The sequence below is a fragment of the Prevotella sp. ICM33 genome (assembly GCF_000517825.1).
In the GTDB taxonomy this organism is placed as follows: Bacteria; Bacteroidota; Bacteroidia; order Bacteroidales; family Bacteroidaceae; genus Prevotella; species Prevotella melaninogenica.
Genome location: NZ_JACD01000063.1, coordinates 1 through 16,152, shown reverse-complemented (window position 1 = coordinate 16,152; position 16,152 = coordinate 1). Strand labels below are relative to the sequence as shown.

At 43.3% G+C, this 16,152-nt stretch carries 8 protein-coding genes; 1 reads left to right on the top strand and 7 read right to left on the bottom strand.

Annotated elements, in window-relative coordinates; all coding sequences use genetic code 11:
* Positions 1-325: 325 nt before the first annotated feature.
* From HMPREF1505_RS07365 to HMPREF1505_RS07335, 7 genes are all read right to left on the bottom strand, one after another.
* On the bottom strand, positions 326-2,821 hold the full coding sequence (locus tag HMPREF1505_RS07365; RefSeq protein ID WP_036924155.1) for a TonB-dependent receptor: 2,496 nt from the start codon (positions 2,819-2,821) through the stop codon (positions 326-328).
* A gap of 491 nt (positions 2,822-3,312) precedes the next feature.
* Positions 3,313-4,479, bottom strand: coding sequence for a zinc ribbon domain-containing protein (locus HMPREF1505_RS07360; RefSeq protein ID WP_231480371.1), 1,167 nt, complete (start codon positions 4,477-4,479; stop codon positions 3,313-3,315).
* Positions 4,480-4,508: 29 nt separating this feature from the next.
* Positions 4,509-6,659 (bottom strand): U32 family peptidase, encoded by a 2,151-nt coding sequence (locus tag HMPREF1505_RS07355; RefSeq protein WP_036924152.1) that lies wholly within the window; start codon positions 6,657-6,659, stop codon positions 4,509-4,511.
* A gap of 149 nt (positions 6,660-6,808) precedes the next feature.
* Positions 6,809-7,696, bottom strand: a complete 888-nt coding sequence (gene metA, locus HMPREF1505_RS07350) for a homoserine O-succinyltransferase (RefSeq protein ID WP_036924149.1) — start codon at positions 7,694-7,696, stop codon at positions 6,809-6,811.
* Positions 7,697-8,056: 360 nt separating this feature from the next.
* Positions 8,057-10,090, bottom strand: coding sequence for a M13 family metallopeptidase (locus tag HMPREF1505_RS07345; RefSeq protein ID WP_036924146.1), 2,034 nt, complete (start codon positions 10,088-10,090; stop codon positions 8,057-8,059).
* 95 nt (positions 10,091-10,185) lie between these two features.
* Positions 10,186-12,189, bottom strand: coding sequence for an ABC-F family ATP-binding cassette domain-containing protein (locus HMPREF1505_RS07340; RefSeq protein WP_036924143.1), 2,004 nt, complete (start codon positions 12,187-12,189; stop codon positions 10,186-10,188).
* A 1,066-nt stretch (positions 12,190-13,255) separates the two neighbouring features.
* On the bottom strand, positions 13,256-14,560 hold the full coding sequence (locus HMPREF1505_RS07335; protein ID WP_036924141.1) for a serpin family protein: 1,305 nt from the start codon (positions 14,558-14,560) through the stop codon (positions 13,256-13,258).
* A gap of 202 nt (positions 14,561-14,762) precedes the next feature.
* On the opposite strand from HMPREF1505_RS07335, the gene HMPREF1505_RS07330 reads away from it, so the two are divergent.
* On the top strand, positions 14,763-15,983 hold the full coding sequence (locus HMPREF1505_RS07330) for a uracil-xanthine permease family protein (protein ID WP_036924137.1): 1,221 nt from the start codon (positions 14,763-14,765) through the stop codon (positions 15,981-15,983).
* The last annotated feature ends 169 nt before the right edge of the window (positions 15,984-16,152 follow it).

Genomic DNA, 16,152 nt, shown 5'->3' with positions numbered 1-16,152 from the left:
CAGCACATTTGGTGCGAATGCTCAGCACACTTGGTGTGGATGGTTAACCACATTATAATATGTTATTAACGTAAGAGCGAATTGACGTTTGGAAGTGTTTATATTACCAATAAAAACAATTGACCTACAACTAAAGTGCGAAGATTCACTTACTTTAGTTGTAGGTCAATTACTTTTATATAAATGGGTTACGAGCTAATGTCTTACATCTATAACCTACCTATTTGATTTTTAAAAACAAGGAATGAAATCTTAATAGCCTATACCAAGCCTTGTCCTATTTGCCTCCCCTCCTTTCGGAGGGGTCGGGGGAGGCTTTTTTTCATTAGAAATGTACTCTAAAATCTACACCCATTTGGAATGGATTACCCATCTGAGCAAAGGTGTAGCGTGTACCAGTAGCAGCACTCTGAACAGCAAAACTGTTGTATTTTGTATCTGTCAGATTACGTACCCAAAGGTTTACATGCAGCGGACCGAAGTCTGCATCGGCATGAGCACCTAAGACAGCATAGAAGTTCTGACCGATAGAGTTCTGTTCATCCCAGTAGGTTTTACCCTGCGCAGAGAGGTTGAGTCCCACAGTGACACTGCGCAAATGAAAACGATTTGATGGGTCGAGCAAGGCTGCTGGGTCGACGTCTATACGGTAATCAGCATTGGCACTCAGTGTATGCTGTGGCATGAAAGGAACACGCTTATCCTTATAATCAACTGTTCCTACTCCTGCGATAGAGTCCTTATACTCATCAAACTGAGCACTTGTAAAGCCATAGCTAAGACCATAAGTCAGTTTGTTGTCCAAGGCTACACCACGAAGTGTTGCCTCCAAACCACAAGAATGACTGCGACCAGCATTTGTCATCACACGTCCGAAACCATAGTTGCCAGCCATTACAGAGAGTTGCTGATTGCGAATCTGCATATAATAAGCAGCGAGGTCAAGATGAAGTTGGTTGTTTAAGAGATTGAGATGCGCTCCCACCTCATAGTTCCAGCTTGTCTCTGGCTTATATTCGATTGTCTTTGCAATGCGCTCATAGTAAGCCTCATCATGTGCAATATCCACATCAGCACGTGCCTTATTGGCAGCTTGTGAGGTCTCAGTCTGCAAAACATCAGAGAACATTTCGAAGTTATAACCGCCTGCACGATAGCCCTTTGACCATGTTGCATAGACATTACTACCGTCTTGAAGACGATAAGTCAAACCAAGTTTTGGAAGGAACTGTTTGAAATTATCATGCTCACTATGCTTCAATGCTGAAGTGATAACTGGATTAATGGTTATGCCCATCACACTTTCCTGCAATGCTACACGTGCAGATGTCTCATAGTCAATGCTTACGCGCGAATAATCATAGCGCAAACCCAAGGTTGCCGTCAAGCGATCAGAAAGTTCAATATTACTCTCATGGTAAACACCTAAGTTGAGAGTTGGCGTACGGAAGACACCCGGAACAGGGTCCATTGTCATATTTATATTGACACCACCTGCCGCTGCAATAGCTGCAGCCGTGCTTACACGTGCCGTTTTGTTGGCAAGCTCCTCTGACATTCCACCTGCAATCAATCTTTGTGCCATACCCCTTGCCATCGCATTGAGCATACCGTTATAAGCATAGTCGGTAATCTTCTTAGACAGGTAGCTGTTCATGTCTTGGTCGAAATAAACAGGAGCCGTCGTCTTCAACCACTGATAAGAACCAAAAGCACCGAAGGTCCAATGCCACTTGCTATTATTACGGCTCTTGATAGAAAGTTCCTCTGTCACCGTATTCCCTAATTGACGCTGTGTAAGGTGCATGAAGTCCTGCGGACGATAGTCTATATCCATGAGCATATAGTCACGGAGGAACTGCCAAGAAGTCATCGAGTTGATATCAAATCCGTTTCCTGCATATTTAATACCCAGCCCTGTACTGATGATATTACGGCGGTAATTGCCTTGACGATTTTGGTTAGGCGATTGCGTACCAGCCTTCAATCCATAAAGCGGTGAAGTGATTGTGGCAGAAGATAGTTCGTCTTCCGTCACCACCTGACCATATGGAAAGCCATTCTGACGAGTATATTGATAGTCAGCAATGAAGTCAAAGTTAAGTCTGTCTGTTGGACGCCAAAGGAAACGGCCCTTACCACCAAACTCATTGATAAGGTCGGCATGTGAGCCATCATATTGATTACGGAAGAATCCATTTTGTCCTCCATAGAAGCCAGCTACCGAGAATGCCATCTTATCATTCAGTTTCTCATAATGACTTGCCTCAATCTGACGATGCAGTTTTGTACCAATCGAGAGTTTTACATCTGTCCCTTGATATTGGAAAGGGTTACGACTATAGAGTCGAATCAGTCCACCTTCGGTATTCATACCATAAAGTGTACCCTGCGGACCATGTAGAACGTCGATGCGGTCGATATCGTATGTGTGGAAATTAAACGCACTCTTGCTTAAGATTGGCATACCATCTACATAAATACCCACGGCTGGTGAGTAGACACGTGAGCCGATACCGCGCATATATATAGAAGATGTGTAACGGCTTCCGTACTCAGGCATAGAGAATGATGGGACAAACACAGAGAGATTACGAACATCCTGCACATTGAGGCTACGAATCAAATCACCATTGAAAGAAGTGCTGCTCAATGGTTGCTGGCGCAGACGGAAAGCCTCCTTTGGTTGGTCTATGACGACAACTTCGTCAATATCATAGACGCGGGAAGTATCTCCGCTTTCGATAATGTTGTTAGCTTGCATTCCTATAGGCAAAGATGTCGCCATTAAAAGGGCAATACTAAGTTTAGACTTAATCATATAATCTTATTTCTAATGTTTTTATAAATCGTTAATGATGACAAAGGTAAGCATAAAAAACATAATAAACAATCCTAATTTATTAGGAATATTACAAATATTCTGTTGGGATACAGCCACATAAGTGGGACTGGATAAGAAGTAAGAAAGGGCTTATTCTATCAGCTACCTCATATGAATATGTCAGGATTTTATCATTATGTAAAAATCAATACATGATGAATTGGACTCAAAGAGATGCCCTTTAGGCTTCTAAAAGACGCTCTATTGAAGTCTTACTAACGCCCTTTTGAAGTCTAATTAGGCACCTTTTACTTTGCAGTTTTGTAACTATCTGATTGCTTGCCACTTATAATGGAAATAAAAATAGCCGTTTTTACCCTAAGAATAAGGTAAAAACGGCTATCGAAATGTAAATAAAATTCTAAACTAATGGAGGTCTATTTCTGATGTAAAGTCTGTTCACAGTTCTATCTAATGCGTACTTTTTATTACTCATTCACAGCTCCACAGTGTGGACATCTTCCTTTTCTATGCAGGCGTACACCACAGTTTCCGCAATAATAAGTCTCACTGCTCTTGCGTAGATAGATGCGGAAGGCATAATAGATATAGGCAATGAGAAGTGGATAGCCTATATAATATAAGGTGAGTACAGAAAAAACGATATAATTGACGGCACATACCGCACCTAAACCGCTAAGATAGAGTAGGGCTTCTCCCGACTTTAGGAGTCTTCGTACATCGTCAATCGTAGCAATACCGATGATGAGCATAGCCCAGACAAGAACTAAGAAGATATTGAGTAATATGGGTTGGGAGAAGGGATTAAGGGAGGGGTGGAAGTAGAACTCACGCCATGTTTCGGGCGCAAAGAGCTGAATGCTTGCATAGAAGGCTGCAGAAAGCGCCACGATGACGGCTAACAGCGTGGGATAGAACGAACTAATATCATTAAAGTGTACGATGTGTGCGTTCTTCTTCAATATCTTACGTGCCAAATAACCTACAGCCATGATTGAGATAACAATCAAAAAAATGAGTAAGTGAATGTTCGAGAACGTAGAGATAAACTGTGAAATCGGGTCTGCTGGGTCTACTTGTTTTAACAGACGAGACTCATGAATCCAGCCAAAGGCATAGTCTTCCGTTGCAATCTGCACCCAAACAGAATCCTGCTTATCAATGGGAAGAATACGAATATCAGCCACAACAACTTCCTTTCCATTCTTCACAGCAAAGGAATCTGTTTCCATCTTGTTTACAGCCTCTTCTGGTTGTTGACGAAGAAGCATCAATGAATCTGCCGTTACAATAAAGTTAAACCCTTGCGAATAATGGTGTTTTACACGAAAAGCTAAGGAGTCTACCTTACTTCTTGTGCCACTCCATTCTATGTCATCACTATCTTTATCCTTCAAAATGGAGTCGCCTTCTGCTTCTATTCGTCGAGATATCTGTGCCTCTTGAATACTATCTGGCAAGCGGAAAGACGAAGGAGTCTTCTTATGGTAACAACCTGTAAATAAGAAGCTAAGTAGTAAAAGGAGGATTCCTCCCACGATACCACAGCGTAGACCAGCACAGCTGTTAGCTTTCTTTGTTATTGAAGTCTGCGCAAGTCCTTGGCCCTTGGGATTCCATTTATTCGTAATCATGATGATAAACTATGGGTTATGAATTTCAATTACGTAGCGTTGCACACATTCATCTGACAGTTCTTACAGTCGAATTCTAAGCGGAAACGACGCTTATCAGGGAGTTCGAGGAAGAGCGGTTCACGCCAAGTAGGTTTCTGTCCACCACGTTTAACACAATAGCCGAGCGAATAACGAATGCAATGACGGCACTGCATCAACAAGTGAGAAACCGCTTCTTTATCTCCCTTGATAGAGAATGCCTTGTTTGATGAGTCAGAACCATTGGTGGCACCTGTAGGATATTGAATCTCAAAAGCAGGTTCTGCTTTGGTTAATCCCTGCTGTTCATAGAACTTGCGCGCAGCATCATTAGAGATGTTATACAGATAAGGTAACTGCTGATATTGGGCTGGATTCACCATCGAAATATGTGGTTTATGGTCAGACACCTTATTCACTGACTTCCGATGAATCGTCACACGCTGCATATTCAGTATCTGCTTATCAAGTTCCTCTACCACCATACGGCGAAGTTCAGCAAGCAGACTGCTTGGGATGAAGTACTTATCAGCCCCGTCAACTATCTCTACCTCAGAACATTCATATACCGTATTGCCCAACTTAGTGAGCTGACGTATAATGTTATCACGTTGAGGCTTTTGGGCAAGTTGGAGACCTCCCCCGACCCCTCCAAGGGGAGGGGAGAGCCTAACGGGATGCTCGTTGGATATTCGTTGGTGAAAATTATAAGTGGATGAAGAATTTTGTGGACAATCATTAGATGCCGATTCATGTGAGATATGGTTAATCCTATCATCTATCACCTCTGCTTTAGCCCATATTGTCCCACGACTATCCGTTAAGCACTCCCCTCCTTTGGAGGGGTTGGGGGAGGTTTCAGGGGAGGTCCCAAACCACATCTTAATCGCAATCTTACGTTCAGCAGTCTTACCACTCAACTCCTTATCAAATGCTTGGTCCTGATTACGATACAGTCCCATACCCGGCTTTAAGCCTCTTGGCATCTTAAAAGGATAGAGCCTATTACCAACAGCACGGTTCACGCGGAATCCTTCCAAGCGTGTCGACTGGCTGTCGGCGTCACGTGAGAGGAAACATAATCCGTCACCATTCGCAAAGTTTGCAGTACTTGATACGTTAAAACTATCTCGTCTTATCTCCTTTACACGACCAACAAACTCGCCCAATGCCTTTGGGGTATCGGGTGAGAAGATATCTGCCTGTCTACCCTTGAGGAAGTAATTCGTATAACCACGGTTGAAAGTCTTCTTCAAATCGGGTGTAAACGAATAGCGCACACGTCCCAAAGAAGTACGACGGAACTCGCCTGGATGCTTGCTGATAATCTCATCAATGCGCTTACTATAAGCCGAAACGACATTCTTCACATAGTTGATATCCTTCAGTCTTCCCTCTATCTTAAAGGCACATGCCCCTGAACGCATCAGTGTTTCAAGGTTATCTATCTGACTCATATCCTTCAATGAGAGAAGATGGCGCTGATGTTCGATGGTCTTTCCGTCTGAATCTTTCAAATCAAACGCCAATCGACAGAACTGTGCACATGCACCACGATTGGCTGATCGACCGAAACTATACTGGGAAACATAACACACACCACTATAACTTACGCACAATGCACCGTGTACGAAGGCTTCCAACTCAAGCTCTGGCAGACGCTTATGGATGTCATTTATCTCTTCAGCAGACAGTTCGCGAGCAAGTACGACACGGTCAAAACCCTGCTGACTCAGCCATTGAGCCTTCTCCCATGTGCGTGTATCACATTGTGTACTGGCGTGGAGAGCTACCGTATCAGGCACTATCTCCCTTACCTTACTCATCAAACCCATATCCTGCAGGAGGAAGGCATCTACACCAACGTCCACCAATTCACGTACCAAAGCAAGTGTCTCTTCGAACTCATCGTTATAGATAATCGTATTGATAGTCACGTGAACCGTGGCACCATAGCGGTGAGCATACTCGCATAGTTTGCCGATATCCTCCACACTATTGCCTGCAGACTGACGTGCTCCGAATCGGGAAGCACCGATATATACGGCATCTGCTCCGTGTTCAATAGCTGCCATTCCACATTCAAGGTTCTTGGCTGGAGCAAGGAGTTCGATTGTGATGGGTGTTGGGTGTTGAGTGTTGGGTGTTGATGATTGCATATTGTTGGGTGATGGGTGTTAATTGTTGGGTGATGATGAAGTGTTTATAGGATGGTGAGTGATGAGTGTTAATTGTTGGGTGATGATGATTACATTTTGTTTGAGTGATAGAAGCTAAGCAAAACAAAACAACCATTCATCACCACCTATCATTTACCACCTAACACCCAACTCACCCAATTCATAAACAGTAAATTAGCGTGTGAACGCCAAGTAACCAGTGGACCTTTATCTGGATTATCCTCACGGTAATAATACTTTGGCACTTCAACATCGTCACGCTTACCAAGGTCACGACGATACTCTGTGTCAAGTGTATCGGGAGCATACTCTAAATGGCCTGTTATAAAGAACTCACGTCTACTGCGTGACCTTACGATAGACACTCCACTCTCCTCCGATTCAGCAATAACTTCAAGGTCGTCAACCCGCTCAATGTCCTCACGCCTTACCTCTGTATGACGGCTCTGAGGCATACGGAAGACATCATCAAAGCCACGGAAGAGAGACTGTTCGGGTTTTAAAGGAATCGTAGGGAAGATGCCAAACATCTTCTTAGGTAAAGGATATTTGGGAATATCATAGAAATGATAGAGTCCTGCCTGTGCCGCCCAACAGATGTAAAGCGTTGAATGCACATTCTCACGTGCCCAATTGAATACTCCTTGCAGTTCTGTCCAATAGTCCACCTCCTCGAAAGGTATTCCCTCGACAGGAGCACCGGTGACTATCATTCCGTCAATCTTCTCCTTGCTAAGTTCCTCAAGTGTATGATAGAAACGGTCCATGTGTTCTGCAGGAGTATGCTTAGAAGCATGACTTTTGAGCTTCATAAAGTTGATATCCAACAATAGTGGACTATTAGAAAGAATACGTATGAAATCAGTTTCTGTCGTAGCCTTGAATGGCATAAGATTGAGTATGACAATGCGGAGTGGACGCTTATCATCCTCTTTAGCAAGCACATCTTCTATGTTGATATTCTCACGCTTCAGTATATCAATAGCGGGAAGTCCGTCGGGCAATCTTAATGGCATATCCTGTTTCCTTTATCTTTATAGGGTCATACAAGCATACGATCCTTCTTTTTCTCTCCTTTAAATAAGTTACAAAGATAGTAATTAATAACAGATTCTACAAGTCTTACCTATATAAAAGTATGAATAGAAATAGGATAAAGCGCACACATATCCTAACCGACACGATAACCCTATAGCAAAACAAACACAAAAGACTCACTCTAAGCATTCCTATCAGTATTGAAACTGACAGAAATGCTTAGCCGTGAGCCTTTAATTTTATAGATTTAGTGGTATGGGCAATATTGAAGGTAGGTGTAATGATTAGTAGAAAGTCAAGCCCTCAACACCCAACATTCATCACCCAACACCCATCATTTACCAAAGCTTCAGACGCTCATTCTCTGGGATAAAGAGCTTATCACCCTCCTTCACACCAAATGCCTTATACCACGCATTGATATGAGGCAGAGCACCATTCACACGCCACTCGCCAAGAGAGTGAGGATCACTCTTCACACGACTACGGATTTCAGCCTCGGTGATATTGTTTGCCCATACGCCTGCATAAGCGATGAAGAAACGCTGTTCTGGAGTAAAGCCCATAATGACCTTGCCCTTCTTTGCCTCTGGTGTCTTCATGAAAGCATTGAAAGCTACCTCAAGACCACCGTGGTCAGCAAGGTTCTCACCTAATGTGAGCTTACCATTTGCATTGAGATCAGGCAATACCTTGATAGCACTGAAGAAGTCAGCATACTTACCCGTACGTGCCTCGAAGTTCTTACCATCCTCTTCTGTCCACCAGTCTGTCATATTACCATCCTTGTCATAATGGCGTCCCTGATCGTCGAATCCGTGTGTCATCTCGTGACCGATTACCACACCGATGGCACCATAGTTAAAGGCATCATCAGCCTTAGGGTCGAAGAATGGATACTGAAGGATACCTGCAGGGAAGCAGATTTCATTTGTCGTAGGATTATAATAAGCATTCACAGTCTGAGGAGTCATCAGCCACTTATCCTTGTCTACTGGCTTACCAGCCTTTTCTTTGATAGCATCCTCTGCCCAGAACTTCTGGCAGGTCTGCACGTTCTCATAATATGACTTTGAAGGATCAATAGTAAGCTGGCTCAAATCCTTCCACTTGTTAGGATAACCCACCTTTACATAGAAAGTAGAGAGTTTCTCAAGTGCAGCCTTCTTAGTAGCCTCGCTCATCCAGTCCTGAGCCTTGATACGTTCAGCAAGACTCACCTCAAGGTTCTTGATGAGATCTTCCATACGCTTCTTGCTTGTGGCTGGGAAGTAACGCTCACAATAGATTCGTCCGAGCGCCTCACCCATCTGCTTCTCCACCTGCTGTGTGGCACGCTTCCAACGAGGATAGTCCTCCTTTGTACCACGCATCGTCTTACTGAAGAAGTTGAAGTATTCCGCACGCACATCATCACTCAGATAGTTAGCTGAAGCAAGGATTGCGCTCCACTCCATACGCGCACGAAGTTCCTCAGCAGTCTCTGTAGATGTCAGTTTGTCAACACCTGCAAGGAAGGCTGGCTGACATACAACCATTGTCTGGATATACTCGCTCTTAATACCTTCAGCGTTTGCCAACTGTTCAAGTGGGATATTAGGATACTTCTCCTTAAACTCAGCGAGCGTCATCTTATTGTAGTTAGCCTCCACGTCACGCAATTCCGTACGGCTCTTTGATATCAAAGCCAACATTGTCTCATAACGCATCACTGCATCACGCTTAGCCTCTGCCTGAGCATCAGAGAATCCGTAGAGGCGGAACATATTAGCAATGAACTGGCGGAAGGCATTACGGATGTCTGTCGTAGCCTTATCATTATCAAGATAGTACTCCTTTTGTCCGAGGCTCAGTCCGTCCTGATAGATAAGGAGGATGTTCATCTTCGCATTCTTCTCATCAGCCTCAAAAGAATAGCCCATTGGCACACCATAGCCGAAGCTTGCATACTTCAGCTGAAGGGCACGAAGGTCAGACAGACTCTTTGCATTCTCCATCTCGTTGAGCAGAGGCTTAACAGGACTCACGCCTTCCTTGTTACGGCGCACTGAGTCCATAGCGAGCTTATAGAAGTCGCCTAACTTTCTCTCTGTTGAGCCTTCCTTACCCTGCTTCTTTAGCAAATCAGTGAGGATTGTGTTGATACGCTTGTTGTTGTTCTCCTGTAGCTGGTCGAAAGATCCGAAGCGTGAAAAAGCACCAGGGAGTGGATTGAGTTTCTGCCATCCACCTGTGGCAAACGTGAAGAAATCGTCAGCCGGACGTACCGACTTGTCGAGGTTCTCTGCCTTGATACCTGCCTGACCCTGTGCCATAGCGGTAAAGGGAGCAGATGCAAGGAGCATCATTGGTAAAAGTTTTTTGATACGCATAGTAAAAAATATTTGGTTTAATTCAGAATTCAGAAATCACAATTCATAATTATGATTACCGATGTAGGCAATGTCCAATGTTCAATGTTCAAAGTTCAAAGTTCAAAGTTCAAAGTCTCCAACTCTTCCGACAGTATGAGCCATCGTTCGTTTTCCTCATCGAGTTCACGCTGAAGGTTGGTGTATTCTGTTACGAGTTCCATATTTGAGGCATTCTCGGGAGCCATCAGGAGTTCATCGAGTTCGCCCTTACGTGCTTCCAACTTCGCTATCTTAGCTTCAGACTCGTCCACTGCACGCTGAGCCTTACGAATCTTCTTCTGTTGCTCTTTGCGTTCAGCGTAGGACAAAGCCTCCCCCGACCCCTCCGAAGGGAGGGGAGTTGCACTTTTGCTATTATTTGATGAAGACTTACCATTATCCCCACTATTCAGCGAGAGGTTCTCTGCACTCTCCCCCCTTCGGGGGAGTTGGAGGGGGCTTTTTAACCAATCATAGATACCCCCTAAATGCTCTCTGACCTTACCGCCACCGAACTCATACACCTTGCTTACCAGTCCGTCGAGGAACTCACGGTCGTGACTCACGATGATTGCCGTACCGTCAAAGGCTTTGATAGCCTCTTTCAGCACTTCCTTTGAGGCGATGTCGAGGTGGTTCGTTGGCTCATCGAGGATAAGGAGGTTTACTGGCTCAAGCAATAGCTTAATCATTGCTAAGCGTGAACGCTCACCTCCCGAAAGTACTTTGACATACTTCTCCGACGTCTCTCCACCGAACATAAAGGCACCGAGCAAGTCGTTTATCCTCAAGCGCATATCGCCTGTGGCTACCCTGTCGATGGTCTCGTAGATGGTAAGATTCTCGTCTAACAGCTGTGCCTGATTCTGTGCGAAATAACCTATCTGTACGTTATGACCAATCTTCAGCGTACCATCAAAAGGAATCTCGCCCATGATACACTTCACGAAGGTAGACTTTCCCTCACCGTTCTTACCGACGAAAGCCACTTTCTCACCTCGCTTAATAATAAGGTCGACACCCTCAAAGACCGTCTGACCCGGTCCGTCACTATGCAGTCTACTTGGATAAGTCTTCCCCAATCCCTCTGCAATGACTGGATAATCTCCACTGCGCAGGCATGGAGGAAACTTCAAACGCATAGCCGAATTGTCCACCTCGTCCACCTCAATAGGCACAATCTTCTCTAACTGGCGGATGCGCTGCTGTACCTGTACGGCTTTCGTAGCCTGATAACGGAAACGCTCAATGAACGCCTTTGTATCGGCAATCTCCTTCTGTTGGTTCTCATACGCACGGAGCTGCTGCTCACGGCGTTCCTTTCTGAGGACAAGATACTCGTCATACTTCACACGATAGTCCTCCACGTGTCCACAGGTTATCTCCAGCGTACGGTTTGTGACGTTGTTGACGAACGCACGGTCGTGGCTCACAAGTACAACCGCCTTGGCGCTCTGTGAGAGGAACTGTTCCAGCCATTGGATTGACTCGATGTCAAGGTGGTTCGTTGGCTCATCCAGCAGGAGTACGTCAGGACGACGGAGAAGAATCTTCGCCAGCTCGATACGCATACGCCATCCGCCAGAGAACTCACGTGTAGGGCGCTCGAAGTCATCACGGCTGAAGCCGAGCCCCGTTAGTGTACGCTCAATCTCAGCCTCATAATTCTCTCCTCCCATCATCATATATCGTTCGTGCTCAGTCGTAAAGCGTTCCACCAACTCAGCGTATCCCTCACTCTCATAGTCAGTTCGCTCAGCCATTTCCTGCTCCATCTTTTTGAGCCTCTCCTCAATCTTCGTCTTGTCAGCGAAAGCCTTACGCGTCTCCTCCTTCACGGTCGTATCGTCAGAGAGCTTCATCACCTGTGGTAGATAACCGATTGTTGTATCGTTTGGTACAGACACAACGCCACTCGTAGGCTTCTGCATTCCACAGAGAATCTTCAGCATCGTTGACTTTCCCGCTCCGTTCTTTCCCACTAAGGCTATCCTGTCTCGTTCATTGATGACGAATGAAACATCCTTAAACAATGGCTTCACGCCGAATTCCACCGTCAGTCCGTCTATTGATATCATTTTCTTTTTTCTTTCCTAAATGTTCTTTGCAAAGATAATATTTTATTTTTGAATAAGAAAGTTCCCAAACAGCCTTATATCAAAGGATCAAGAACTATTTTAAACTCCTCACAAACCATATCTTAGGTTTATTTAAGCCAAATCGCTTGTCAGGCCACAATATGTATAGGTTCTAATGACTAATGTCAGTTTAAACCTATGTTTTCTCTGCATTATATGTAATGTACAAAGTTAGTAAAAATAACACAAAGAAGCAATGAAGTTGTGTAATTATCAGCAATATTATTTTGGTCTTTAGGATTTTGGAGTGATAAGGTTTGCCACTTAAGGTTAGGTTTCTGACGAAATGTCACACGGAGATACGGAGAGAACGGAGGATTGTTAAAACAAAGCAATGGAAGTTACGGAGGCACCGTCGGTGCATAGAGCGACGGAGTTTGTTTGCCAATTCTATTAGCTTATTTACAACGCGTTTATCCCCAAATAATTATCAAGAATCTGTATGCTATACCTCCGTCGCTCTTTGTGCCGTCGGCACCTCCGTGACATTGCGTTTACCTCCGTCCCCTCCGTGACTCCGTGTGCCCTCATTGCCAAGTTGTTTTCATGAAGACAAATATTTTAATACTTCAAAAATCGGACAAGGATTTGAAAAAACATTACATAATTTCGAATAAAACCTCTATGAATAGTGGTAAAAATACGTATAAAAAGTAGGTTTGTAACCTACAGAGAGTCAGTAAGTTATAAAGTAGCGTTGAAAAAGGTGCTTAATTGAACTTCAAAAGGGCGTTAGTAAGACTTCAAAAGGGCACCTTTAGCAAGTCAATTAGGCGTCTTTAAGAAGCCAAAAGAGCATGTATTGGTGTTGCGGAGTGTGAAAATAGTTTACAAATGGCGTAATGTGGGAATAAGTTGTTGGTAGAAGTCGGATAGACATCGTGGCTATTTGCATTTCACCTTGTAGTTTATCCCCCTTGTAAGACCATCTCATTTGAACGTAGTCATACCATACAAGAGTAAGCCTTGATTCTATTTCCAAACTACGTATTTAATGGAAGAACCCTTAACCCATGTATTTCCCGATAAAACAGATGTTGTTATATTTGTCAAGGATGTAATAAAGGAAAGGATGGTCAGCCTTGAAGGTGAACGTAGATGAACTATCCATAGCTGATAATTTGGCAAATAGCATAACTTGAATGGCTTTTGCACTGATTCCTTCCTCGTTAATATTCATGTTTATCTGCTGGAAAACATCGTCAACAGTAAGTGGTTGAGCACTCATTTTACTGAAATCGGCTTCGCGAGAGAATAGATTACCTAAGCCCATTTCACCATAAAGCTGTTTCATAGGAATATTTGCAGATATGGTAAAGCGTGGAAACAGTACGTTTACATAGTCATATGCTTTGGTGTTTTGAGAGATTTTATGCAATTCTTTGATTGTTAACTTGCGAATGACATCCTGTAAGTTATTCTTCTTTAGAGGTAGGACAGCATAAAAGCTAAAGCCGTTTTCTAAAGGCATACGCAGCACTTGATAATCCTTTGTGGTATAACCTTGATACTTTTGCATCGTATCATAGTTTCTCATCATATTGACCTGCTTGCTTTTACCATCCTCAGTGAAGAAAGGCATAGGCTTTGTGATATCTTTGTCGAACGGTAAGGTCCAAGCCGTCTTAAGCGTAACGGCATTGATAAGCTGTGCGGCACGAGGTCCTGTAAGGTTGATAGGCAAGGATTGAATCTCACCTTTGGTGATTGTTTCACAAAGTTTGTTAGCACTTTCTTTGCCCTTCGGAGTGTTGGCAGAGTCGATAATATTGGTAAAGTAATAGTGTTCTAATGCTTCTTGAAAGTCAGGTAATAGCTTTGTTTGCTCATGTAGCATTAGGAAGTTGGCAGTAATCATATATCCCATCGACTCATTATCTACATTCGTCTCCTCCTTTCTCTGACCAATCAGCATTGTTCTGTTAAGTGAGTTAATGGCGTCAAGGTCATCAGCCGTATAGCCAAGTGCCTTCGAAATGACCTCTTGTGTCTTTCCGTTTGCACCGTTGTTAATCATGTCTAATGAATAAATGACAGCCATGGGTGATAAAACTATACTCTCCTTACTGTTCTTGTTGGCTAATAGTTGAAACAACTTCAGACTGAACGTGTTTGAACTTGAGACGAACTTTGTCTCCTCTTCAGACAGAACGTAATCTGGTTTGGCTTTTTTAGCAGCATCTTCAAGTGTCAGCTGTGAACTTTTTGTTGCCTCCTTAGCTGTATTTTCAAGTATATGTAGAGCTTTTTTAGATTGTGTGCAACAAACTAATAAAAGTAGGATAGGGACGTATAGAAGTTTTCTTGTCATAGCGATTTATCTGTTTAGATTTAGAAAAGATGACTCAAAGATACAAAAAGAATTGCGCTATCATACATAAAGGAACTCTTTTTCTACTTAAAAGTCATTTTTTCTCTTATTTCAACCACAATGACATACATTTTTTATAATTTTGCAAATTGAATGCGTAGCAATACATCTCTGACAAATACTAATAAAAATCATTCTATACATGAGTAATTTACAACTATCGCCGATGCGAAAGACAATAGTGGGAGTGCAATTCCTCTTTGTTGCTTTCGGTGCTACTGTTCTCGTCCCTTTGCTCGTGGGACTTGACCCAGCAACAGCGTTATTCACAGCAGGTTTAGGAACATTTATCTTTCATTTGGTTACGAAAGGTAAGGTTCCTATTTTTTTGGGCTCTTCCTTTGCCTTTATTGCTCCAATTATCTCTGCTTCAAAGCAGTGGGGTATGTCCGGAACGTTGGCAGGAATAGCAGGTGTTGCACTTGTTTACTTCGTCATGTCAGCACTGATTAAGTGGCAGGGAAAGAAACTATTGGATAAGCTTTTCCCACCAGTTGTTATCGGTCCGGTAATCATTTTGATTGGTCTTTCTCTGTCAAAGGCAGCGGTAGATATGGCGAAAACAAACTGGCTTATAGCCTTTATCTCATTGGGAACGGCTGTGACAGTCCTCTCTATGGGTCGTGGCTTGATGAAGTTAGTACCTGTTATTTGCGGTATTGCTGTGGGCTATATCGTAGCTGCCCTAATGGGTATTGTCAACTTCTCAGGTGTAGAGGCAGCGCCTTGGTTCGCTCTTCCACCTGCATTAGCGCATTTCCAGTTGCCACAGTTTGCATGGGAACCATTCCTTTATATGATTCCTGTGGCGATAGCTCCTGTGATTGAGCATGTCGGTGATGTCTATGTGGTAAGTGCTGTAGCGGAGAAAGACTTTACGAAGTCACCGGGTTTGCATCGTACAATGTTGGGTGATGGCTTGGCTTGTTTGGCAGCTTGCTTCTTTGGCGGTCCTCCTGTGACAACTTATAGTGAGGTGACTGGTGCGATGAGTATTACAAAGGTGACTCATCCTCAGGTAATCCGTATTGCTGCTGCAACAGCTATTGTCTTCTCGGTAATTGGAAAATTGAGTGCTCTCTTGCAGAGTATTCCTTCTGCTGTCTTAGGAGGTATCATGCTATTGCTCTTTGGTACAATCGCATCTGTGGGTATTCAGAATCTTATTCAGCATAAGGTAGACTTCAACCGCACACGTAATATCATTATTATCTCTGTCACATTGACGATGGGTATTGGTGGTGCTGTGCTGCAGTGGGGTAGCTTCTCTATTAGTGGTATTGGTCTTTCAGCTATGGTGGGCGTTATCTTGAACCTTATTTTGCCACCTGCAAAGGAGAAGAAGAACGAGGAGAATTCATAATTCATAATTCAGAATTCATAATTATGATTACCGTTATAATTCAAAATTCATAATTTATAATTCATAATTATGATTACCATTATAATTCAAAATTTATAATTCAGAATTCATAATTATGATTACCATTATAATTCAGAATTCATAATCCATAATTCATAATTATGATTAC

Coding starts and splice junctions, on each gene's coding strand:
- HMPREF1505_RS07340 (WP_036924143.1), bottom strand. CDS start 12,189: ATGATATCAATAGACGGACTGACGGTGGAATTCGGCGTGAAGCCATTG.
- HMPREF1505_RS07355 (WP_036924152.1), bottom strand. CDS start 6,659: ATGCAATCATCAACACCCAACACTCAACACCCAACACCCATCACAATC.
- HMPREF1505_RS07335 (WP_036924141.1), bottom strand. CDS start 14,560: ATGACAAGAAAACTTCTATACGTCCCTATCCTACTTTTATTAGTTTGT.
- HMPREF1505_RS07345 (WP_036924146.1), bottom strand. CDS start 10,090: ATGCGTATCAAAAAACTTTTACCAATGATGCTCCTTGCATCTGCTCCC.
- metA (WP_036924149.1), bottom strand. CDS start 7,696: ATGCCATTAAGATTGCCCGACGGACTTCCCGCTATTGATATACTGAAG.
- HMPREF1505_RS07365 (WP_036924155.1), bottom strand. CDS start 2,821: ATGATTAAGTCTAAACTTAGTATTGCCCTTTTAATGGCGACATCTTTG.
- HMPREF1505_RS07330 (WP_036924137.1), top strand. CDS start 14,763: ATGAGTAATTTACAACTATCGCCGATGCGAAAGACAATAGTGGGAGTG.
- HMPREF1505_RS07360 (WP_231480371.1), bottom strand. CDS start 4,479: ATGATTACGAATAAATGGAATCCCAAGGGCCAAGGACTTGCGCAGACT.